Source organism: Streptomyces sp. NBC_00846 (assembly GCF_045207325.1).
Taxonomy (GTDB): Bacteria; Actinomycetota; Actinomycetes; order Streptomycetales; family Streptomycetaceae; genus Streptomyces.
Genome location: NZ_CP108846.1, coordinates 1664049 through 1683717 on the forward strand (window position 1 = coordinate 1664049; position 19669 = coordinate 1683717).

Here is a 19669-nt window from a genome sequence, read left to right on the forward strand (position 1 = left end):
TCAGACGCCGTGGAGCCGGTTGGCCGTATGCACCGCCCGGAGCACGGCCGCGGCCTTGTTGCGGCACTCGGTGTCCTCGGCCACCGGATCGGAGTCGGCGACGACACCCGCTCCGGCCTGGACGTACGCCGTGCCGTCGCGGAGCAGGGCGGTACGGATGGCGATGGCGGTGTCGGAGTCCCCGGCGAAGTCGAGGTAGCCGACGCAGCCTCCGTACAGTCCGCGGCGGGTCGGTTCGAGCTCCTCGATGATCTGCATCGCGCGGGGCTTGGGGGCGCCGGAGAGGGTGCCCGCGGGGAAGCACGCGGTGAGGACGTCGAAGGCGGTGCGGCCCTCGGCGACGCGGCCGGTGACGGTGGAGACGATGTGCATGACGTGCGAGTACCGCTCGATCGACATGAAGTCGACGACCTCGACGGTGCCGGGTTCGCAGACCCGCCCCAGGTCGTTGCGGCCGAGGTCGACGAGCATCAGGTGCTCGGCCCGCTCCTTGGGGTCGGCGAGGAGTTCCTCGGCGAGGGCCTGGTCCTCCTGCGGGGTGGCGCCGCGGTGCCTGGTCCCGGCGATCGGGTGGACCATGGCGCGGCCGCCCTCGACCTTGACGAGGGCTTCCGGGCTGGAGCCGGCGACGTCGAAGCCGTCGAAGCGGAAGAGGTACATGTACGGCGACGGGTTGGTGGCGCGCAGCACCCGGTAGACGTCCAACGCGCTTGCCGTGCACGGGGTTTCGAAGCGCTGGGAGGGGACGACCTGGAAGGCCTCGCCGGCCCTGATGCGTTCCTTCACGTCCTCGACGGCGTCCTGGTACGCCTTACCGCCCCACAGCGCGGTGTACGGGGGGAGCTCGGACGGCGGGAGGGCGGCGGGGGTGTTCTCGACCGGGCGGGAGAGGTCCTGCTCCATGGCGTCGAGCCGGGCGACGGCGTCCGCGTACGCCTCGTCGACGCCGGTCGCGAGGTCGTTGTGGTTGATCGCGTTGGCGATCAGCAGGACGCTGCCGTCCCAGTGGTCGAGCACGGCCAGGTCCGAGGTGAGCAGCATCGTCAGCTCGGGGAGGTGGAGGTCGTCCTCGACGCTGTCGCCGATCTTCTCCAGGCGGCGCACGATGTCGTACCCCAGGTAGCCGACCATGCCGCCGGTGAACGGGGGCAGTCCGTCGTCGACGACCAGGTCGTGCGGGGTGTGCAGGGTCTCGATGGTGGCGCGCAGGGCCCGCAGCGGGTCACCCTCGACGGGGACGCCGACGGGCGGGGTGCCCAGCCAGTGGGCCTGCCCGTCGCGTGCGGTGAGGGTGGCGGCGCTGCGTACCCCGATGAAGGAGTAGCGCGACCAGGTGCGGCCGTTCTCGGCGGATTCGAGGAGGAAGGTGCCGGTGCGCTCGCCCGCGAGTTTGCGGTAGAGCCCGACCGGGGTGTCGCCGTCCGCGAGGAGGCGGCGGCTGACGGGGATGACGCGCCGGTCGACGGCCAGTTTGCGGAAGGTTTCAAGATCCATGGCGGCTGACCCTACTGCGCGAGCGGGAGGACGTCGGCGTCGAAGCAGGTGCGGTCGCCGGTGTGGCAGGCGGCACCCGTCTGGTCGACCTTGACGAGGACGGTGTCGGCGTCGCAGTCGAGGGCGACGGACTTGACCTGCTGGATGTGGCCCGAGGTGTCGCCCTTGACCCAGTACTCCTGGCGGCTGCGGGACCAGTAGGTGCAGCGGCCGGTGGTGAGGGTGCGGTGCAGCGCCTCGTCATCCATCCAGCCGAGCATCAGCACTTCGCCGGTGTCGTACTGCTGGGCGATGGCCGGGACGAGGCCGTCGGCGCCGCGCTTGAGTCGGGCGGCGATGGCCGGGTCGAGGTTGCCGGACGGCGGCGGGGTGCTGGGCGTGGGCGCGCTGGTCATGCGCCCATTGTGCCGTGGGCTCGGGGGCGGTCCGGGCTCCCGTCCACTGGGCGGACCGCGCGCGACGGTCGTACGCTGGCGACCATGTCGACCCATGCGAAGCGTGAACGACTTCTGCTCGCCGACCTGTTGGAGGCGGCGGGACCAGAAGCCCCGACCCTGTGCCACGGCTGGACGACCCGGGACCTGGCCGCCCATGTGGTGGTCCGGGAGCGCCGGCCGGATGCGGCGGGCGGGTTGGTGCTGGGACTGCTGAGAACCCGCCTCGAACGGGTGCAGGAGGAGTACACGGCGAAACCGTACGAGGAACTGATCCAGCTGATCCGCACCGGGCCGCCACGGATGTCCCCGTTCGGTCTGAAGCAGATCGACGAGGCCGCCAACACCGTCGAGTTCTACATCCACACGGAGGATGTGCGCCGGGCCCAGCCGGACTGGTCGCGGCGGGAGCTGGACCCGGTCTTCGCCGATGTGCTCTGGTCGCGCGCCGAGCGGACGGCCCGGCTGCTGGGCCGCAAGTCCCCGGTGGGGGTGGTGCTGCGCCGCCCGGACGGCCAGACGGCGGTGGCGCACAAGGGCACCCCGGTGGTGACGGTCACCGGCGAGCCGGGCGAGCTGCTGCTCTTCGCGTTCGGCCGGCAGGACGCGGCGACGGTGGAGCTGGAGGGCGACCAGGAGGCGGTGGCCCGGCTGCACACGGCGGAGCTGGGGATGTAGGGCCTGTCCGGCGGATCGGGGTCGGACAGGTCCCGAGGTGTACGGGTCCGGGTCAGCGGGGGAGTTCCGCGCGGCGCAGCCGGGTGAAGGCCAGCGCGGCCGTCGCCCCCGTCGCGGCCACCGCGGCACCGGCGACGAAGACCGGGCCCGTCCCCCAGGCCGCGACGGCGATTCCCGTGACCGGGAAGCTGAGCGGGGCGATCGCGTGGGTGAAGAGCGTCGAGACCGAGGTGACCCGCCCCAGGTAGGCGGGGTCGGTGACGGTCTGCATCAGGGCGCCGCACAAGGAGCCGCCGAGGCCGGCGAAGAGACCGATGCAGACGGCGACGACGGCGGCGAGGCCCACCGAGGGGACGTACGCCAGGGCTCCTATGGCGACAGCGCCGATCAGCACCGTCAGGCACATCACGAGCCCGGCTCGCGGCACCCGGCCCCGCACGGCGAGCACCAGGGCCGACGCACCGGCGCCGATCCCGAACGCGGCGATGATCCAGCCCATCCCGGAGGCGCCCCAGTCGCGCTCGCGGGCGAGCAGGATCAGTCCGAGGTTGAGCGGTCCGGCGAAGCCCAGTTCGCTGAGGGCGACGGCAAGCATCAGCGGTCCGAGCACCGGGTGGCGGCGGATGTGCCGCAGCCCGTCGGCCAGTTCGCGCCAGGCGTTGCCGGACGGTTCGGCGCTCTCCTGCTGGGCGGGCAGTGGGCTGATCCGCAGGGACAGGAGCAGCGGCAGCGATACGGCGAAGAGCACTCCGGCCGCGGCGAACGCGAGCCTCGGACCGCCGGCGGCCACCGCGACACCACCGAGCGGCGCTCCGACGACATTGGCGCTACGGGCGGCGAGTCCGCGCAGCCCCTGGACGCGGGCCAGCTGTCCGGCGGCGGTGATCCGGGGTGGCAGGGCGCCCACGGCGGGCAGGAAGAGGGCGTCGACCGCGCCGAAGACGAGCGCGACGGCGATCAGCATCCACACGGCGGGCGAGGTGACCAGCAGCGCACCCGCCAGGCCCAGGACGACCAGGCAGCGGGCGGCGTCGCTGCCGATGACGACGCGGCGCGGTCCGATCCGGTCGGCGAGTACTCCCCCGCCGAGCATCAATAAGGCCCTGGGTATGGAGCCGACGGCGAGGACGAGTCCGGTCTGGGTGGCGCTGCCGGTGCGGGCGGCGGCCCAGGCGAGTGCCATGAAGTAGACGCTGTCGCCGATCATCGAAGCGGCGTAGGCACCGAGCCAGCGCAGGACGTTGCCGTCGCGGTGGGCGGGGCGTTCGGGAGTTTTCGTGGCCGTGGCGGTGACAGTCATGAGGGGGCCTCTCGGGGCGTCGGTTCAGCTGCGGAACGGGAATGCGTACAGGTGCAGGGCGACGTTCTCGCGGCCTTCCGTGTCTCCCGCCTCGTCGCGGGCACGGCCGCGCTCCTCGTACCGGTCGATCAGCTCGTGCATCTCTTGGCCGAGCGCGGCGAGCTCCTCGGCGGTGAGCCGGGCCAGGTACTCGGAGCCGGAGGAGGCACTGCGCCACTCCGGTGACCAGCTCTGGGCCGAGTCGAGGTGGCGGCGGTACAGCTCGACGTGCTGGTCGAACACGAGCCGGCCGACAGCGGCATGCGTCGCGACCTTCTCGGGCGCGTCACTGAAGTCCTCGTTGTGCAGGTTCAGCCGCTTCGAGGCGGGCTGCCACCAGCGCTCCCGGCCGTCCGTGCCCTGCTGTTCGGCCTCCTCGATCAGACCGTGGTCGGCGAGCTTGCGCAGGTGGTAGCTGACCAGCGAGACCGCCTCGTCGACCTGCTCGGCGAGCTGGGAGGCGGTGGCCTTGCGAGAGATGTAGAGCAATCGGTAGAGCTTCATCCGCAGCGGGTGCCCGAACGCCTTCAGGGTGTCCAGGTCCGAGATCCGGCGCGATTCATTGCTTGTCATGCCCCCCACCGTAGATAGAAAAGGAAACTTGCGCAATCTTTATTGCGCAATAAAAGCTGCGGGATTCCCGGTGGCGGTGGCCACGATCGGAGAGAGGCGACAGCCCTCAGAACGGCGATCGCCGGACGGGGCCGAAAAATCGGCTCCGTCCGGCGGTCGATGCGTACGCGCGGGTCAGCGGACCGGGTGTCCGGCCTCCCTGAGAGCGCCCTTGACCTCGGAGATCCGCAGATCGCCGAAGTGGAAGACGGACGCGGCGAGCACCGCGTCGGCACCCGCCGCGATGGCCGGCGCGAAGTCCGCGAGCCGGCCCGCGCCGCCGGAGGCGATGACGGGGACGGTCACGTGCTGCCGGACCGCCGCGATCATCTCGGTGTCGTAGCCGTCCCTGGTGCCGTCGGCGTCCATGGAGTTGAGCAGGATCTCGCCCGCGCCCAGTTCGGCGGCCCGGTGCGCCCATTCGACGGCGTCGATGCCGGTGCCCTTGCGGCCGCCGTGCGTGGTGACCTCGAAGGTGCCCGCGGGGGTGCGCCGGGCGTCCACGGAGAGCACCAGGACCTGGCGGCCGAAGCGCTCGGCGATCTCCCGGATGAGGTCGGGGCGGGCGATGGCCGCGGTGTTGACGCCGACCTTGTCCGCGCCGGCCCGCAGCAGCTTGTCGACGTCGTCGGCGGTGCGGACGCCGCCGCCGACGGTGAGCGGGATGAAGACCTGCTCGGCGGTGCGGCGCACCACGTCGTAGGTGGTCTCCCGGTCGCCGCTGGACGCGGTGATGTCCAGGAACGTCAGCTCGTCGGCGCCCTCGGCGTCGTACAGCTTCGCCATCTCGACAGGGTCGCCCGCGTCACGCAGGTTCTGGAAGTTGACGCCCTTGACGACCCGGCCCTTGTCGACGTCCAGGCACGGGATGACGCGTACCGCGAGAGTCATTGCGCACCTGCCCGGTAGGCCTCGACCTCGACCTCGACGACCAGGCTCGGGTCCACGAAACCGGACACGATGATCATCGACGCGGCGGGGCGGACGTCGCCGAAGAGTTCCTTGTGGGCGCGGCCGACCTCGTCCACGTCCCGGGCGTGCGTGACGTACATCCGGGTGCGGACGACGTCCTCACGGCCCAGACCGAGCTGCTTCAGCGCGTCGAAGGCGACCTTGAAGGAGGTGACGGTCTGCTCGTACGGGCCGCCCGCGGAGATCTGCCCGTTCTCCACCGACGTGCAACCCGCTACCAGGACAAGGCCGTTCGGCAGCTCGACCGCGCGGGAGTAGCCGAACTTCTCTTCCCAGGGGGCGCCCGAGGAGATGCGGTTGACGGAATCGGTCATCCGGAGACCACCTGCAGCGCTTCTTCGAGGGTGAACGCCTTCGCGTACAGCGCCTTGCCGACGATCGCGCCCTCGACGCCCGCCGGGACGAGCGAGGCGATGGCCCGCAGGTCGTCCAGCGAGGAGACGCCGCCCGAGGCGACGACGGGCTTGTCGGTGGCCGCGCAGACGTTCTTCAGGAGCTCCAGGTTGGGGCCCTGGAGCGTGCCGTCCTTGGCGATGTCGGTGACGACGTAACGGGCGCAGCCCTCGGAGTCGAGGCGCGCGAGCGTCTCGTAGAGGTCGCCGCCGTCGCGGGTCCAGCCGCGGCCGCGCAGCGTCGTGCCGCGGACGTCGAGGCCGACGGCGATCTTGTCACCGTGCTCGGCGATGATCTTGGCGACCCACTCCGGGGTCTCCAGGGCGGCGGTGCCGAGGTTGACCCGGGTGCAGCCGGTGGCGAGGGCGGCGGCCAGCGAGGCGTCGTCGCGGATGCCGCCGGACAGCTCGACCTTGATGTCCATGGAGCGGGCGACCTCGGCGATCTGCGCCCGGTTGTCACCGGTGCCGAACGCGGCGTCCAGGTCGACGAGATGCAGCCATTCGGCGCCCGCCTGCTGCCAGGTGAGAGCGGCCTGCAGCGGGTCGCCGTAGGAGGTCTCGGAGCCGGACTCGCCGTGAACGAGGCGGACGGCCTGGCCGTCGCGGACGTCGACGGCGGGGAGGAGTTCAAGCTTCGGCATTACAGCGTCTCAATCCAGTTGGTCAGCAGCTGGGCGCCGGCATCGCCGGACTTCTCGGGGTGGAACTGGGTGGCCCACAGGGCGCCGTTCTCCACGGCCGCGACGAACGGCTCGCCGTGGGTGGCCCAGGTGACCCGGGGCGCGCGGATCTTGGCGTTGGTGACCTCCAGGCTCCAGTCGTGCACGGCGTAGGAGTGCACGAAGTAGAACCGGGCCTCGGGGTCGAGACCTGCGAAGAGCTGGGAGTCCTCGGGGGACCGCACGGTGTTCCAGCCCATGTGCGGGACGATCGGGGCCTTCAGCGGGGCGACGGTACCGGGCCATTCGTCCAGCCCCTCCGTCTCCACGCCGTGCTCGATGCCGCGCTCGAAGAGGATCTGCATGCCGACGCAGATGCCCATGACGGGGCGGCCGCCGGAGAGCCTGCGCCCGATGATCCATTCGCCGCGGGCCTTCTTCAGCCCGTCCATGCAGGCGGAGAACGCGCCGACGCCGGGCACCAGCAGCCCGTCGGCGTTCATCGCCTTCTCGTAGTCGCGGGTGATCTCGACGTCCGCGCCGACGCGGGCGAGGGCCCGCTCGGCGGAGCGGACGTTGCCGAAGCCGTAGTCGAAGACGACGACCTTCTTCTTGCCGATCGTCCGACCGTTCTTCGTCCGGTCGTTGTTCTGATCGCTCTTCTGGTCGCTCACAAGTCCTACCTCAGTCCCAGAGTCCCTGGATCCGCATGACGCCCGCGACCAGGCACATCGCGGAAGCGAGCCCGAGCAGGACGATGACTCCCTTGGGCATCTTCTGCTTCGAGAAGGAGAAGACACCGCCGGCCAGGAACAGGCCGACCACGATCAGGATGGTGTTGAGGCCGGTCACAGCGCGCCCTTCGTGGAGGGAAGTATTCCGGCAGCGCGCGCGTCGTGCTCGCTGGCGTAGCGCAGGGCACGGGCGAGCGCCTTGAACTGGCACTCCACGATGTGGTGGGCGTTGCGCCCGTACGGCACGTGGACGTGCAGGGCGATCTGCGCCTGGGCGACGAAGGACTCCAGGATGTGCCGGGTCATCGTCGTGTCGTACGCGCCGATCATGGGCGCCATGTTGTCGGGCTCGGTGTGCACCAGGTACGGGCGGCCGGACAGGTCGACGGTGACCTGGGCCAGCGACTCGTCCAGCGGGACGGTGCAGTTGCCGAAGCGGTAGATGCCGACCTTGTCGCCGAGTGCCTGCTTGAACGCGGCGCCGAGCGCGAGGGCGGTGTCCTCGATGGTGTGGTGCGAGTCGATGTGCAGGTCGCCGTCGGTCTTGACCGTGAGGTCGAAGAGCCCATGCCGGCCGAGCTGGTCGAGCATGTGGTCGTAGAACCCGACCCCGGTCGACACATCGACCTTGCCGCTGCCGTCGAGGTTTATCTCGACGAGGACCGAGGTTTCCTTGGTGGTTCGTTCGACTCTTCCTACGCGGGCCGCGCGAGTCATGCGTCGTGCTCCTTCTTCAGTTCGCGTACCGCATCGAGGAACGCGTTGTTCTCTGCCGGGGTGCCTGCGGAGACCCGCAGCCATCCCGGTACGCCGTTGTCCCGGACCAGGACGCCCCGGTCGAGGATCCGCTGCCAGGCGGTGTGGCTGTCGGCGAAGCGGCCGAACTGGACGAAGTTGGCGTCCGAGTCGGTGACGTCGTAGCCGAGCGCGCGCAGCTCCGTGACGATCCGGTCGCGCTCGCTCTTGAGCTGGGCGACGTATCCGAGCAGCGTATCGGTGTGCTCCAGGGCGGCGAGCGCGGTGGCCTGGGTGATGGAGGACAGGTGGTACGGCAGCCGCACCAGCTGGACCGCGTCGACGACGGCGGGGTCGGCGGCGAGGTAGCCCAGGCGCAGCCCGGCGGCGCCGAACGCCTTCGACATGGTGCGCGAGAGCACCAGGTTCGGCCGGCTCTCGATCAGCGGGAGCAGCGACGCGTGGTGGCTGAATTCGCCGTACGCCTCGTCGACGACGACCATCGACGGCTTGGCCGCCTGGGCCGCCTCGTACAGCGCGAGGACGGTGTCGGCGTCGACGGCGGTGCCGGTGGGATTGTTGGGCGAGGTGATGAAGACGACGTCGGGGCGGTGCTCGGCGATGACCTTCCGGGCCGCATCGACATCGATGGTGAAGTCCTCGTTGCGCGGTCCGGAGATCCAGCCGGTGCCGGTGGAGCGGGCGATGAGGGCGTGCATGGAGTACGAGGGCTCGAAGCCGATCGCGGTACGTCCCGGGCCGCCGAAGGTCTGGAGCAGCTGCTGGAGCACCTCGTTGGACCCGTTGGCGGCCCAGACGTTGGCGAGGGCGACCTCGTAGCCGGCGGTGCGGGTGAGGTAGCGGGCCAGTTCCGTACGGAGTTCGACGGCGTCCCGGTCGGGGTAGCGGTTGAGGTCGCGGGCGGCCTCGCGGACGCGCTCGGCGATCCGGTCGACGAGCGCCTCAGGCAGCGGGTACGGGTTCTCGTTGGTGTTCAGCCGCACGGGTACGTCGAGCTGCGGGGCCCCGTACGGGGACTTTCCGCGCAGCTCGTCCCGGACCGGAAGGTCGTCGATGCGGGTGGTCGTGCGAGGGGTGTTGCTGTGCGTCACTGCTGTGGAACCTCTCCGCCGAACCTGGCCTTGAGCGCGGCGCCGTGGGCGGGGAGGTCCTCCGCCTCGGCGAGGGTCACGACGTGGTGGGTGACCTCGGCGAGCGCGTCGCGGGTGTAGTCGACGATGTGGATGCCGCGTAGGAAGGACTGCACCGAGAGCCCCGAGGAGTGGCAGGCACAGCCGCCGGTGGGCAGGACGTGGTTGGAGCCGGCGCAGTAGTCGCCGAGTGAGACCGGGGCCCACGGGCCGACGAAAATCGCTCCGGCGTTGCGGACCCGGTCGGCGACGGCGGCGGCGTCGGCGGTCTGGATCTCCAGGTGCTCGGCGGCGTACGCGTCGACGACCTTGAGGCCGTCCGCCAGGTCGTTGACCAGGACGATCGCGGACTGGCGGCCGGCCAGCGCGGGCTCGATCCGGTCGGTGACGTGCTTGGTCGCGGCGACCTGCGGCTTCAGCTCGGCCTCGGTGGCGGCGGCCAGCTCCTCGGAGTCGGTGACGAGGACGGCGGCGGCCATCGGGTCGTGCTCGGCCTGGCTGATCAGGTCTGCGGCGACGTGCACCGGGTCGGCGGTGGAGTCGGCGAGGATCGCGATCTCGGTGGGGCCCGCCTCGGCGTCGATGCCGATCCGGCCCTTGAGGAGGCGCTTGGCGGCGGCGACGTAGATGTTGCCGGGGCCGGTGACGAGGTTCACCGGAAGACAGTCGGCCGTTCCGTACGCGAACATCGCGACGGCCTGGGCGCCGCCCGCCGCGTACACCTCGTCGACGCCGAGCAGGGCGCAGGCGGCGAGGATGGTGGGGTGCGGCAGGCCGCCGAAGGCCTTCTGCGGCGGGGACGCGACGGCGATGCCCTCGACGCCCGCCTCCTGGGCCGGTACGACGTTCATGACGACGGACGACGGGTAGACGGAGCGCCCGCCCGGTACGTACAACCCGACGCGCTCGACCGGCACCCACTTCTCGGTGACGGTGCCGCCGGGGACGACCTGGGTGGTGTGCGTGGTGCGGCGCTGCTCGCGGTGGACGAGGCGGGCGCGGCGGATCGACTCCTCCAGCGCGGCCCGTACGTCGGGGTCGAGCCCCTCCAGCGCCGCGGCGATCGCGGCAGCCGGAACGCGGATCGAGTCGATCCGTACGCCGTCGAACTTCTCCCCCCACTCGATCACTGCCGCCGAGCCACGATGGCGTACGTCCTCGCAGATGGGCCGCACCGTCTCCAGGGCGGCTTCCACGTCGAACTCGGCACGGGGCAGCAGGTCGCGCAGGGCTCCACCCTCGGGGAGGACATCGCCGCGCAGATCGATTCGAGAGATCACACCGCAATTCTCGCAGACCGCCCGCGGCGTCCGTTCGCCCGTATCACTGGCTGATACATCTCCCGGGTGTCACTGCTGACCAATAGCGTTCACGTCGTCACCCAGCGGGAAGAACAGCTCCGAGCGGAAGGGGCACCCCGTGACCGAACCGCACGACGGCGATTTTCCGGACGGTCTCAGCGCGGCCGAGCTGGGCATGTGGCAGGCCTTCCGGAACGGCAGCACCTACGATCTGCGCGCCCGCGACCCCGCGCGCGACGATCCGTTCGCGCCGCGCCCCTGGGGCCCGGAGCGCAGTGTGGACGGGCGCGTCGTCGCCCGGCTGCTGCTGTCCGGGCCGGCGCCGCGGCCCGGCCGGGTCGCGGCGCTGAAGCTCCGGGGCGTACGGATCACCGGGACACTCGATCTCGCGGGCGGGCGCGTCGCGCCGTACGTCGAGCTGACCGGCTGCCGCTTCGAGAACGAGGTGGTGCTGCCCGAATGCCATTTCACGACGTTGCGGATCGTCGGCTGTGCGATGCCGCGGCTGGAGGCGGCCCGGCTGCGCACCGAGGGCGATCTGCATCTGCCACGCTGCCGTGTCCGGCGCGGGATCCGGCTCACCGACGCCCAGATCGGCACCGATCTGCTCATCAACCAGATCGAGATCGGGCCGGACCGGGGCGGGCGCGCCCTGGCGGCCGACGGGCTGGCGGTCGCCCAGGACCTCCAGGCGGAGCTGATCGAGGTACGCGGCGAGCTGAGCCTGCGCGGGGCGAAGGTGGGCGGTTCGCTGAGCCTGCGCGGCAGCCGGCTGCGGGGCAGGGAGGGCCGGCGCGCGCTGAACGCCCCGCAACTGACGGTGGAGCGGACGCTGTACATGAGCGAGGCGTGGGTCAGTATCGACACGGGGAACCAGGGCACCACTCCCCCGTACGGCATCGCCATGGCCCCGACCCCGGCGCGCGGGTCTCGTTCGCAGATCTTCGAGTGCCGCGGCGGGGTGCGCCTGGACGACGGGCGCTTCGGCGACGCGGTCGATCTGCACAAGGCACGGTTCGTACTGGCCCGGCACGAGGAGCTGTCGCTGCGCCGGATCATCGCCCCGGAACTGCGGTTCAACGCGGAGCGGCCGGAGGAGGGCCGGGTCGTGCTGAACGGCGCGAGGGTCGTCACGCTCATCGATGTGTCGACCAGCTGGCCGGGGCCCGGCGGTCTGGCGATGGGCGGTTTCGTGTACGAGAACCTCGTGCCGTACGGGCACTTCCCGCTCTCCCGGCGCCTGGAGTGGGTGGCGGCGGCGACCCCGGAGTACGTACCGGAGCCGTACGAACGCCTCGCCACGGTGCTGCGCAACTGCGGGGAGGACGCGGACGCCCGCGAGGTGCTGCTGGCCAAGCAGCGGCGGCGCCGCGAGACGCTGCCGCCCGCCGCGAAGCTCTGGGGCTTCCTCCAGGACTGGACGGTGGCGTACGGCTACCGGCCGGGGCGGGCCGCGGTCTGGATGGCGGTGCTGTGGGCGGCGGGCGCGCTGGCCTTCTCCCGGCACGTCCCGGCGGCGATCAAGCAGGACGAGCACCCGGCATGGAACGCGCCGCTGTACGCCCTGGACCTGCTGGTGCCGGTGATCAATCTCGGCCAGGACGGCTACTGGCGGATGGAGGGCTGCTGGCAGTGGGGGTCGGCCGCGCTCATCCTGCTCGGCTGGATACTGGCCACGACGGTCGCGGCCGGCGCGTCACGGCTGCTGCGCCGGGGCTGACCGGATCCGGCCACGCCTCGATCGCCGTACCCCTCCGAGGCCCGTCGCGGGGCGGCCGTCGCGGTTGCCCGGGCTGCGGCCTTCGCGGCGGCCTCCGCCGTGGCCTTCACGGCGGGGGGCACGGCGGAGGCCGCGGTCGAACGATCGGCCGAGCCACGGTCGCAGTGCCGGAAACGTCTCGTCGGATCAACAGGAACAAGCCAGATTCCCGGCTTTCCTTTACCTCTTATTGACCAAGCCCGATACAACCCATTCACTCGGCACCAAAGCTTCACAGCACCCCTCTGGCGCCGCCCCCACCAGCGCTTTTCAATGGTCTGCACCATGCCATTCCTTCGCGCTCTGCTCCGTACCGCGCGCACGATCCGGCGCTCCCCGCAGGGGTCCGCCGGACTGTCCGCGGACGACGTGGTGCTGCTCGACGCCCCCGACGAGCGGCTCTCCCCGGCGCTCGTCGCCGCCGCCGCCGGGGAGTACGAACCGGCCGCGAAACTCCTCGCCATCACCCGGGACGGCGCCGAGTGGGAGAACCGGGACCGCTACCTCGGCCGGCTCGTCACGTTCGCCCGCAACCGCGACGGCTGGCTGACCGATTGGCTCGCCGCCGCGCCGCACGACCCGGACGCGCTGCTCGTCAAGGCGGAGCTGGCGGTCCGCCGGGCCTGGGAGTCGCCCGTCCGGGCCGAGCAACTGCGCGAGGTGGGGCCGCTGATCACCGCGGCGGCCGAGAGCGATCCGCGCGACCCGGTGCCCTGGCGGCTCGCGCTCGACCACGCGCGCGGCACCCAGGCCACGCACACCACCTTCGAGGCGCTGTGGGAGCAGGCCATCCGGCGCTCCTCGCACCACTACGGCTGCCATGTCGCGGCGCTGCGCTACCTCTCCGCCGCCTGGTACGGCTCGCACCGCGAATGCTTCGACTTCGCCGAGCGGGCCGCCGAGGACTCGCTGCCCGGCTCGCTGGTGCAGGCGCTGCCGCTGCGGGCCGCCTTCGCCCTGCTGATCGAGGGGCCGCACGCCCGTACCACGTCGGTGCAGGAGGAACGGATCGACGCGGCGGCGGATCTGGCGATCGCGCTGTCCGGCTCGTTCGCGCCCGGCGACCCCTGGCCCGCCGAGGTCCGCAACCTGCTGGCGTTCGTGCTGGTCGCCCGGGGCCGCTGGGGAGAGGCGCTGGAACAGTTCCGGCGGATCGGGCCCCACGCGACGTCGTTCCCTTGGTCGTCGGTCTCCGACGATCCGCTCGGCCGGTTCCTCGACGCGAGGAACGACGCGGGGCTCCGGGTGGCCTGTGTGACAAATTTGCCGGGCCGGGCCGACCGGGGCCGGCCCCGCGGCCATTACGCTTGACCGTTGTGACCACCGCTCGCCTGCCTCTGTTCCCGCTGAACGCGGTGCTGTTCCCCGGCCTCGTGCTGCCGCTCAACGTCTTCGAAGAGCGTTATCGCGCCATGATGCGCGAGCTGCTGAAGACCGACGCCGACGAGCCCCGCCGCTTCGCCGTGGTCGCGATCCGCGACGGCCACGAGATCGCCCCGACGGCCGCCGGAATGCCGGATCCGACGAGCACCTCCGTCGACCGCGGCCCCGCGGACGGCTTCGGCCCCGACCCGATCCAGACCTTCCACCGGGTCGGCTGCATTGCCGACGCGGCGAAGATCCGGGAACGGCCGGACGGCAGCTTCGAGGTCCTCGCGACCGGCACCACCCGCGCCAAGCTGCTCTCCGTGGACGCGAGCGGCCCGTACCTGACAGCCGAACTCGACGAGCTGGACGAGGAACCCGGTGAGGAGTCGAGCGCACTCGCCGAGGGCGTCCTGCGGGCCTTCCGCAGCTACCAGAAGCGGCTGGCCGGGGCGAGCGAACGGTCCCTGACGACGGGTGCGAACCTGCCCGACGACCCCTCCGTCGTCTCGTACCTGGTCGCGGCGGCCGCCGTACTCGACATCCCGTCGAAGCAGCGGCTGCTCCAGGCACCCGACACCGCGACCCGGCTGCGCGAGGAACTGGCGCTGCTGCGTTCCGAGACCGCCGTCATCCGGCATTTGCCGTCCCTGCCCGCGGCCGACCTGACGCGTCCCCCCATCCACCTCAACTGACCGACCGACAGCCGACCGACCCGAGGACCCTCTCCGTGGCGAAGAAGCCGAAGAAGCAGCAACAGCCCGGCGGCACCCCGGCGACGGTCGCGCTGACCGCGGCCGGCACGGCGTTCACCGTCCACTCCTACGACCACGACCCGGCGTCGGCCTCCTACGGCGAGGAGGCGGCCGAGGCCCTGGGCGTCTCCCCCGACCGGGTCTTCAAGACCCTGGTCGCGGAGGTGGACGGCACCCTCACCGTGGCCGTCGTCCCGGTGGCCGGCACCCTCGACCTCAAGGCGCTGGCCTCCGCGATCGGCGGCAAACGGGCCACGATGGCCGATCCCGCAGCGGCGGAACGCACCACCGGCTACGTACGGGGCGGCATCTCCCCCCTGGGCCAGCGGAAGCGGCTGCGTACGGTGCTGGACGCGTCGGCACGGTCCCACGAGACCATCTGCGTCTCAGCGGGCCGCCGCGGCCTGGAGGTCGAACTGTCCCCTGCGGACCTGGCGTCGCTGACGGGGGCGGTGTTCGCGGAGATCGGCCGGGGTTGGACGGCATCACAGCCGGCCCGGCACACCCCGGCCCGCCCGGCACACCCCAGCCCGTCCGGCGTTTGAGGGCCGGGGATCCGGGGCAGAGCCCCCGGTTTCGGGAAGGGGCGGGTAGGGGACAGCCCCGCGCAGCAGCCAAACCCGGCACCCATGGCACCCGCACCCCAGGCTGCCCGACTAAGCCCCAGCGGGCGGCACACCCCCACCCGCACCCGACCCACCGGGCACCACTCCCGGCCCCGGCCCCGGCCCCGCCCCCGGCACGGGCCCACCCGCGGACCACCCCGGATACGCCCCCCACTCCGGCTCCGGGTCCCGCGGCCCGAAAAATGCGGTCAGCCCGAGATGAACCGCCATCGCCCCGATCGACCACACCAGCAACGCGGCCGCCTTCGCCCCCAGGCGAAGAGGCGCGTCGAAGACCACGCCCTTGCCGACCGCCCGCGCGTGCGCGACCACGTCCTGGCTCGGTCCGAGCCACACCCCCAGCCGCCAGGCCACCAGCGAACCGAACAGCCCGCCCAGCGCCAGCCCCACCACGAGGGCGATGCCGCCACGTCGCTGGAACCAGAAGACCAGCGCCGCGGAGAGCGCGCCGAAGGCCAGCGCGAGCAGCACGAACGTACCGTCGGCGGCGATCGCCTCCTCGCCCTCGCTGTCGCTGAGGAAGACGGCCGTGCCGTCGGAGATCAGCGGAACCCGCGGGGCCAGCCACACCCACAGAAGTCCGAGCCCGATGCCGCCGAGGGTCACGAGCACGGTGACGACCGCGGCCCGCCGCAGATCCGACCGGTGGTCGTACTCGCCCTGGGACTCCACCGGGCCCCCGGAGCCGGGGCCACCGGGACCACCGGGCCCACCCCATTTCGACGGGGTCTGCCAGGGGCCGTTGGACGAGGGCTGGTGCGGCGGCGTCAGAGGTGCTGTCACCGTGCCATGGTGCCAGGCATCCCTGTGCCGCGCCTCACCGGACCGCTGCCCTGCGGTACGCCCAGGTCGCCACGGCCAGCGAGAGGACGCCGACAACGGCGCAGACCGCGAGATCCAGCACGACGGCCACCCAGTCGGGGTGGGCGTCGAAGGACCGCGAGAGCGCCTCGACCCCGTACGTCGAGGGCAGCAGATCGCGGGCCCAGCCGATCGGCGCGGGCAGCCGGTCGGCCGGCAGGACGCCGAGCAGCAGCGCCGCCGACATGCCCAGCTGCCCGAGCAGCGTGGCCAGCTCCTGCCGGGGCGCGAGCAGCCCCAGCGCGGCGCCGAGCCCGGAGAGCGCCGCCCCGGAAAGCGGAATGACGGCGACGAGCACCCACAGATGTGTCAGCGGCAGCCCGAACAGCACACTCCCCGCCACGGCCGTGACGATCGTGCCGGGCACGGTGAACGAGGCGTACGCTCCCGCCGCGCCGAGCACCACGGCGGCGGGCGGCACCGGCAGGGTCGCGTAGTGGTCGAGCCCGCCGCCGGCCCGCAGCTGCCCGAAGTACTGGGCGAGCAGGTTGAGCGCGACGAAGGCCACCACGAGGACGCTGGATCCGGCGACGACGGCCCGCGCCTCGGAGCCGCCGTCCACGACTCCGCGCATCAGCACCATGATCCCGACGGACTGGAAGGTCGCGACGAAGAGCAGCGGGATACGGGCGACCCTGGCCCGGGACAGCTGGGCGCGGTAGACGGCCGCGAGCGAGGGGAACAGCCGGGCCCGCGGCGCGAGCGGCGCGGGGGCCGCCCCGTGGTGACCGTCGTCCTCGCGGCCTGCCCGGCCGTCCTCGGCCGCCCGGGCAGGTCCGGTCACCGCCTGCGCGGGAACGATGCTCGTCACCTGGCGCTGCTCCTGTTCGCTCCCTGCCGGACCACGCACACGCGCCCGGCCGCCCCCACTCGTCCCGGCCGCCCCGCCCACTCCGGTCATGCCTTCACCAGCCCTTTGGCCGCGTCCCCGCCGAGCGCGAGGTAGACGTCCTCCAGGCTGGGCGTCGCCAGCGTGAAGTCGTCGAGTGCCGCGAAGGCCGCGCCGCCGGTCACGGCGGCGACCGCCGCCCGTGCCTCGTCGGGGCCCAGCCGCAGCACCCAGCGCCGCCCGGACTCCTGGGCCGAGGCGCGCAGCGCGGCCACCTCGGGTACGTCCAGGGGCGCCCGCTCCCGCCACACGAGCTCGACCCGGACCTCGCCCGCGACCCGCTCCTTGAGGCCGGTCGGCGTGTCGCAGGCGATGACCCGGCCGCGTTCGATCACGGCGACCCGGTCGAGGACCGTCTCGGCCTCGATGACGTTGTGGGTGACGAGCAGCACCGTCGCGCCGCGTTCGGCCCGGCGCCGGTCCACGGCGGTCCAGACGGCGCGCCGCGCGACGGGATCCATCCCGGTCGTCGGCTCGTCCAGCACCAGCACCGGCCGCTCGCCGACCAGCGCGGCGGCGAAGCAGGCGAGCCGCCGCTGTCCGCCGGAGAGCTTCTTCAGGGGGCGTGCCGCGATCTCGGTGAGGCCGAGTTCATCGAGTACGGCGTCGCGCTCGGCGCGGGCGTCCCGTACCGGCAGGCCGCGCAGCCGTCCGGTGGTCTCGGCGGCGAGCGACACGGTCAGTTCGTCGAGGGCGGTGGACTCCTGGCCGAGGTACCCGATCAGCCGGGCGGCCCGCTCGGGATGGCGTACGAGATCGTGGCCCAGCACGGTGACGCTGCCGGAGTCGGGCCGCATCAGCCCGGTGAGCTGCCGTACCAGGGTGGACTTTCCGGCGCCGTTGGGGCCGAGGAGTCCGAAGATCTCGCCGCGCCGCACCTCCAGGCTGATCCCGTCGGTGGCGCGCACCTCGGGGGTTCCGGGCGCGCCGCGGCGGCCGCGGGCGGCGGGATAGGACTTGACCAGATCACGCACCGCGCACACGGTCCCGGTCGCCGTCTGCGCCTGTGCTGTGCCCGTACTCACGAGGTATGAGAGTACGGGGTCGGATGCCCCGTATCGCGCCCGGGGCCGGGCCGGCCGGGCACCGGCGGGGCGGTCGCCGACCGGGTTCCCCGCCCGCGGGCCCGCCATGGCGTCAGTCGGCGGACGGGCCCGTCCGCTCCGTCACGGGGGCGTGCTCGGCCGCGGCCCGTACGTCGATCTCCCGCCAGAATCCCGCCCGGATCGCGTAACGGTCGTGCTCGTCGATCTGGTCGTCCTTGTGGGCGAGGAGGCCGAACCGTGCCGCGTACCGCAGAAGCTCGCCGTCGATGCGGTGCGGGATGCGCGGGTACATGGTCGACAGCTTCTGCAGGTGGGTGGTCTCCGGCAGCCGTTCCATCCAGCGGCGGGCGAAGACCTGGCCCACCTCGAAGGGGTCGCCGCCGACGGTGGTGATGTCTTCCTCGCGGTCCGCCCAGCGCTGCTCGGCGCTGGTGAGCTGGGCCAGTGTCGGGAGGGAGGCCGTTTCGGCGGGCTCGCCCAGTCCGCCGCGGTCCACCCAGCCCTTGTCGGAGGACCAGCGCAGGGTCGCGTTGGCGAGCGGGGGCTGGACGGCCTGGGCGCCGGGGCCGCGCAGGCTGCTCGCCAGGTCCTTGGGGGTGGGGACGCCCCTTCCGCCGGGGCCGGGCCGGTCGGCGGGGGTGGTGGTGTTCTCCGCCGGCGCGGGGGCGGTGCCGTTGGAGTCGGCCGCCGCCTGGGCCTGCGAGGCCCGCTCGGCGGAGGCGGCGAGGGCCGCCTCGGGCAGCGGTGCGGAGAGGATCGCGGCGATCTCCGGGCGGGGCGCGGGCGGCGGGGCGCAGCCCGCGCCGGTCTCCTTGGCCCGTACGGCCTGGGTGATCCAGGCCCGGTCGAGCACCCTTCGTTCGTCGGCCTCGGCGACCAGGTCCTCGGACTGGTTGTAGTCGCCGTCGGCGGCCTGGACGGCCCACAGGTGGACGGCGACGCCGTGTTCCTTGGCGGACATCAGCCCGGGCAGCAGATCGCCGTCGCCGGTCACCAATACCACGTCGGAGCAGGCGCGGTTCCTGGCCAGTTCGGTGAGCTCGGCATGCATCGCGGCGTCGACGCCCTTCTGCGCCCAGCGCCCGTCGCTGCGGGTCAGAGCACCGAGCCGGACGGTCACCCGGGGCATCACCCGCAGTCTGCGGTGCTCCGGCTGCGGTACGCGGTCGGGGGCGCCGTCGAACCAGTAGATCCGCAGCAGCGGCTGCTGTGTATCGGCCTCGGCCAGCTCGCGCAGGCCCCGGATGAGGGCCGCGTGGTCGACGGTGATGCGGGAACGGGCGGGCTCTCCGGCCAGCAGACTCGCGGCCGCCCCCAGGAGGTAGCCGGCGTCCACCAGGACGACGCAACGGTCCACGCGTTCCACCCTCTTCCAGAAGTTCGGGTGTGGTCTTTGCCAAGGGTTTCCTTCGAGTCTGCCCGACCGCGCAGGGGTTGACGGCCGGAACTCGATCATCGGCGTGGCGGATCGGGAAAACGGCGCATGATACCCCCTCACTACGCACGGTATTGATCCAACATGCACGCTCTATCCCGTTATGTGAATCTGAACGCGGTCCTGGCCCCGAGAGTCCCCACAGGAGGAACACCATGGCCAAGAACAAGAACCGCAAGCAGAGCAGCCGCCAGACCCGCACGTCCGGTCCGGAGCACGGTCCGGAAGAGACCAAGTCGAACGCGCACGAGTCGCAGATACAGCCTCAGTCGCAGGCCCAGGGCAGCCCTGCTGATGCCGCCCGTAAGCACCAGCGCCGCTTCGGCCACAACTGACCCGGGCCGGTCTCCGGTCCGGCCGCAGGCCGGGTGACCGAGAGGGGCGCTCCCTCTTTCGCGGGAGCGCCCCTCTCGTGCGCAGTTGTCGTGG

22 protein-coding genes are annotated in these 19669 nt (G+C 72.2%); 6 read left to right on the top strand and 16 right to left on the bottom strand.

Annotation, left to right across the window (positions count from 1 at the left end; translation table 11 throughout):
• Both OG936_RS07700 and hisI read right to left on the bottom strand, forming a co-directional pair.
• On the bottom strand, positions 1 to 1494 hold the full coding sequence (locus OG936_RS07700) for an anthranilate synthase component I (protein ID WP_406493429.1): 1494 nt from the start codon (positions 1492 to 1494) through the stop codon (positions 1 to 3).
• Between the two features lie 11 nt (positions 1495 to 1505).
• Positions 1506 to 1889 carry a phosphoribosyl-AMP cyclohydrolase gene (gene hisI, locus OG936_RS07705; RefSeq protein ID WP_093894911.1) on the bottom strand — a complete coding sequence of 128 codons (384 nt, stop codon included), beginning with the start codon at positions 1887 to 1889 and terminating at the stop codon, positions 1506 to 1508.
• A gap of 84 nt (positions 1890 to 1973) precedes the next feature.
• Here hisI and OG936_RS07710 point away from each other — a divergent pair, with 84 nt between their 5' ends.
• Positions 1974 to 2606 carry a TIGR03085 family metal-binding protein gene (locus OG936_RS07710; protein ID WP_406493431.1) on the top strand — a complete coding sequence of 211 codons (633 nt, stop codon included), beginning with the start codon at positions 1974 to 1976 and terminating at the stop codon, positions 2604 to 2606.
• Between the two features lie 52 nt (positions 2607 to 2658).
• Here the strand turns inward: OG936_RS07710 and OG936_RS07715 are convergent, their stop codons facing one another.
• The 10 genes from OG936_RS07715 to hisD form a co-directional block, all read right to left on the bottom strand.
• Entirely contained in the window at positions 2659 to 3906 is a 1248-nt protein-coding gene (locus tag OG936_RS07715) for an MFS transporter (protein WP_406493432.1), read from the bottom strand.
• Positions 3907 to 3930: 24 nt separating this feature from the next.
• Entirely contained in the window at positions 3931 to 4518 is a 588-nt protein-coding gene (locus tag OG936_RS07720) for an ArsR/SmtB family transcription factor (protein ID WP_406493434.1), read from the bottom strand.
• Positions 4519 to 4692: 174 nt separating this feature from the next.
• Positions 4693 to 5448 (bottom strand): imidazole glycerol phosphate synthase subunit HisF, encoded by a 756-nt coding sequence (hisF, locus tag OG936_RS07725; protein WP_406493435.1) that lies wholly within the window; start codon positions 5446 to 5448, stop codon positions 4693 to 4695.
• Positions 5445 to 5843 carry a RidA family protein gene (locus OG936_RS07730; RefSeq protein ID WP_383750132.1) on the bottom strand — a complete coding sequence of 133 codons (399 nt, stop codon included), beginning with the start codon at positions 5841 to 5843 and terminating at the stop codon, positions 5445 to 5447. The genes hisF and OG936_RS07730 overlap by 4 nt, the downstream gene beginning before the upstream one ends.
• The gene (gene priA, locus OG936_RS07735) at positions 5840 to 6565 is read right to left on the bottom strand and encodes a bifunctional 1-(5-phosphoribosyl)-5-((5-phosphoribosylamino)methylideneamino)imidazole-4-carboxamide isomerase/phosphoribosylanthranilate isomerase PriA (RefSeq protein WP_266745628.1); all 726 of its coding nucleotides are present in this window, start codon (positions 6563 to 6565) and stop codon (positions 5840 to 5842) included. Before priA ends, OG936_RS07730 begins: the two co-directional genes overlap by 4 nt.
• Positions 6565 to 7203 (bottom strand): imidazole glycerol phosphate synthase subunit HisH, encoded by a 639-nt coding sequence (gene hisH / locus OG936_RS07740; RefSeq protein WP_406500352.1) that lies wholly within the window; start codon positions 7201 to 7203, stop codon positions 6565 to 6567. Before hisH ends, priA begins: the two co-directional genes overlap by 1 nt.
• A 64-nt stretch (positions 7204 to 7267) precedes the next feature.
• Complete coding sequence (locus tag OG936_RS07745; protein ID WP_406493438.1) at positions 7268 to 7435, bottom strand: hypothetical protein; 168 nt, start codon at positions 7433 to 7435, stop codon at positions 7268 to 7270.
• Complete coding sequence (gene hisB / locus OG936_RS07750) at positions 7432 to 8034, bottom strand: imidazoleglycerol-phosphate dehydratase HisB (protein WP_383750142.1); 603 nt, start codon at positions 8032 to 8034, stop codon at positions 7432 to 7434. Before hisB ends, OG936_RS07745 begins: the two co-directional genes overlap by 4 nt.
• Positions 8031 to 9164 carry a histidinol-phosphate transaminase gene (locus OG936_RS07755; RefSeq protein WP_406493439.1) on the bottom strand — a complete coding sequence of 378 codons (1134 nt, stop codon included), beginning with the start codon at positions 9162 to 9164 and terminating at the stop codon, positions 8031 to 8033. Before OG936_RS07755 ends, hisB begins: the two co-directional genes overlap by 4 nt.
• A complete protein-coding gene (gene hisD / locus OG936_RS07760) occupies positions 9161 to 10483 on the bottom strand; it encodes a histidinol dehydrogenase (protein ID WP_406493440.1) in 1323 nt (440 codons plus the stop codon). The genes OG936_RS07755 and hisD overlap by 4 nt, the downstream gene beginning before the upstream one ends.
• A 139-nt stretch (positions 10484 to 10622) precedes the next feature.
• Here hisD and OG936_RS07765 point away from each other — a divergent pair, with 139 nt between their 5' ends.
• The 4 genes from OG936_RS07765 to ybaK all read left to right on the top strand — a co-directional run bounded on the left by OG936_RS07765 (position 10623) and on the right by ybaK (position 14928).
• Positions 10623 to 12224 (top strand): oxidoreductase, encoded by a 1602-nt coding sequence (locus OG936_RS07765; RefSeq protein WP_406493442.1) that lies wholly within the window; start codon positions 10623 to 10625, stop codon positions 12222 to 12224.
• A 324-nt stretch (positions 12225 to 12548) separates the two neighbouring features.
• Positions 12549 to 13574: a hypothetical protein gene (locus tag OG936_RS07770; RefSeq protein ID WP_406493444.1), complete on the top strand. Its 1026-nt coding sequence runs from the start codon at positions 12549 to 12551 to the stop codon at positions 13572 to 13574.
• 5 nt (positions 13575 to 13579) lie between these two features.
• On the top strand, positions 13580 to 14323 hold the full coding sequence (locus OG936_RS07775) for an LON peptidase substrate-binding domain-containing protein (protein ID WP_406493446.1): 744 nt from the start codon (positions 13580 to 13582) through the stop codon (positions 14321 to 14323).
• Positions 14324 to 14358: 35 nt separating this feature from the next.
• A complete protein-coding gene (gene ybaK / locus OG936_RS07780; RefSeq protein WP_406493448.1) occupies positions 14359 to 14928 on the top strand; it encodes a Cys-tRNA(Pro) deacylase in 570 nt (189 codons plus the stop codon).
• Positions 14929 to 15039: 111 nt separating this feature from the next.
• Here the strand turns inward: ybaK and OG936_RS07785 are convergent, their stop codons facing one another.
• From OG936_RS07785 to OG936_RS07800, 4 genes are all read right to left on the bottom strand, one after another.
• Positions 15040 to 15792, bottom strand: a complete 753-nt coding sequence (locus OG936_RS07785; RefSeq protein ID WP_406493449.1) for an ABC transporter permease — start codon at positions 15790 to 15792, stop codon at positions 15040 to 15042.
• A gap of 34 nt (positions 15793 to 15826) precedes the next feature.
• Positions 15827 to 16681: an ABC transporter permease gene (locus tag OG936_RS07790; RefSeq protein ID WP_406493451.1), complete on the bottom strand. Its 855-nt coding sequence runs from the start codon at positions 16679 to 16681 to the stop codon at positions 15827 to 15829.
• 86 nt (positions 16682 to 16767) lie between these two features.
• Positions 16768 to 17742, bottom strand: coding sequence for an ABC transporter ATP-binding protein (locus tag OG936_RS07795; RefSeq protein WP_406500353.1), 975 nt, complete (start codon positions 17740 to 17742; stop codon positions 16768 to 16770).
• A 154-nt stretch (positions 17743 to 17896) separates the two neighbouring features.
• Positions 17897 to 19171 carry an NYN domain-containing protein gene (locus OG936_RS07800; RefSeq protein WP_406493453.1) on the bottom strand — a complete coding sequence of 425 codons (1275 nt, stop codon included), beginning with the start codon at positions 19169 to 19171 and terminating at the stop codon, positions 17897 to 17899.
• Between the two features lie 224 nt (positions 19172 to 19395).
• Here OG936_RS07800 and OG936_RS07805 point away from each other — a divergent pair, with 224 nt between their 5' ends.
• The gene (locus tag OG936_RS07805) at positions 19396 to 19575 is read left to right on the top strand and encodes a hypothetical protein (protein WP_383750163.1); all 180 of its coding nucleotides are present in this window, start codon (positions 19396 to 19398) and stop codon (positions 19573 to 19575) included.
• Positions 19576 to 19669: the final 94 nt, after the last annotated feature.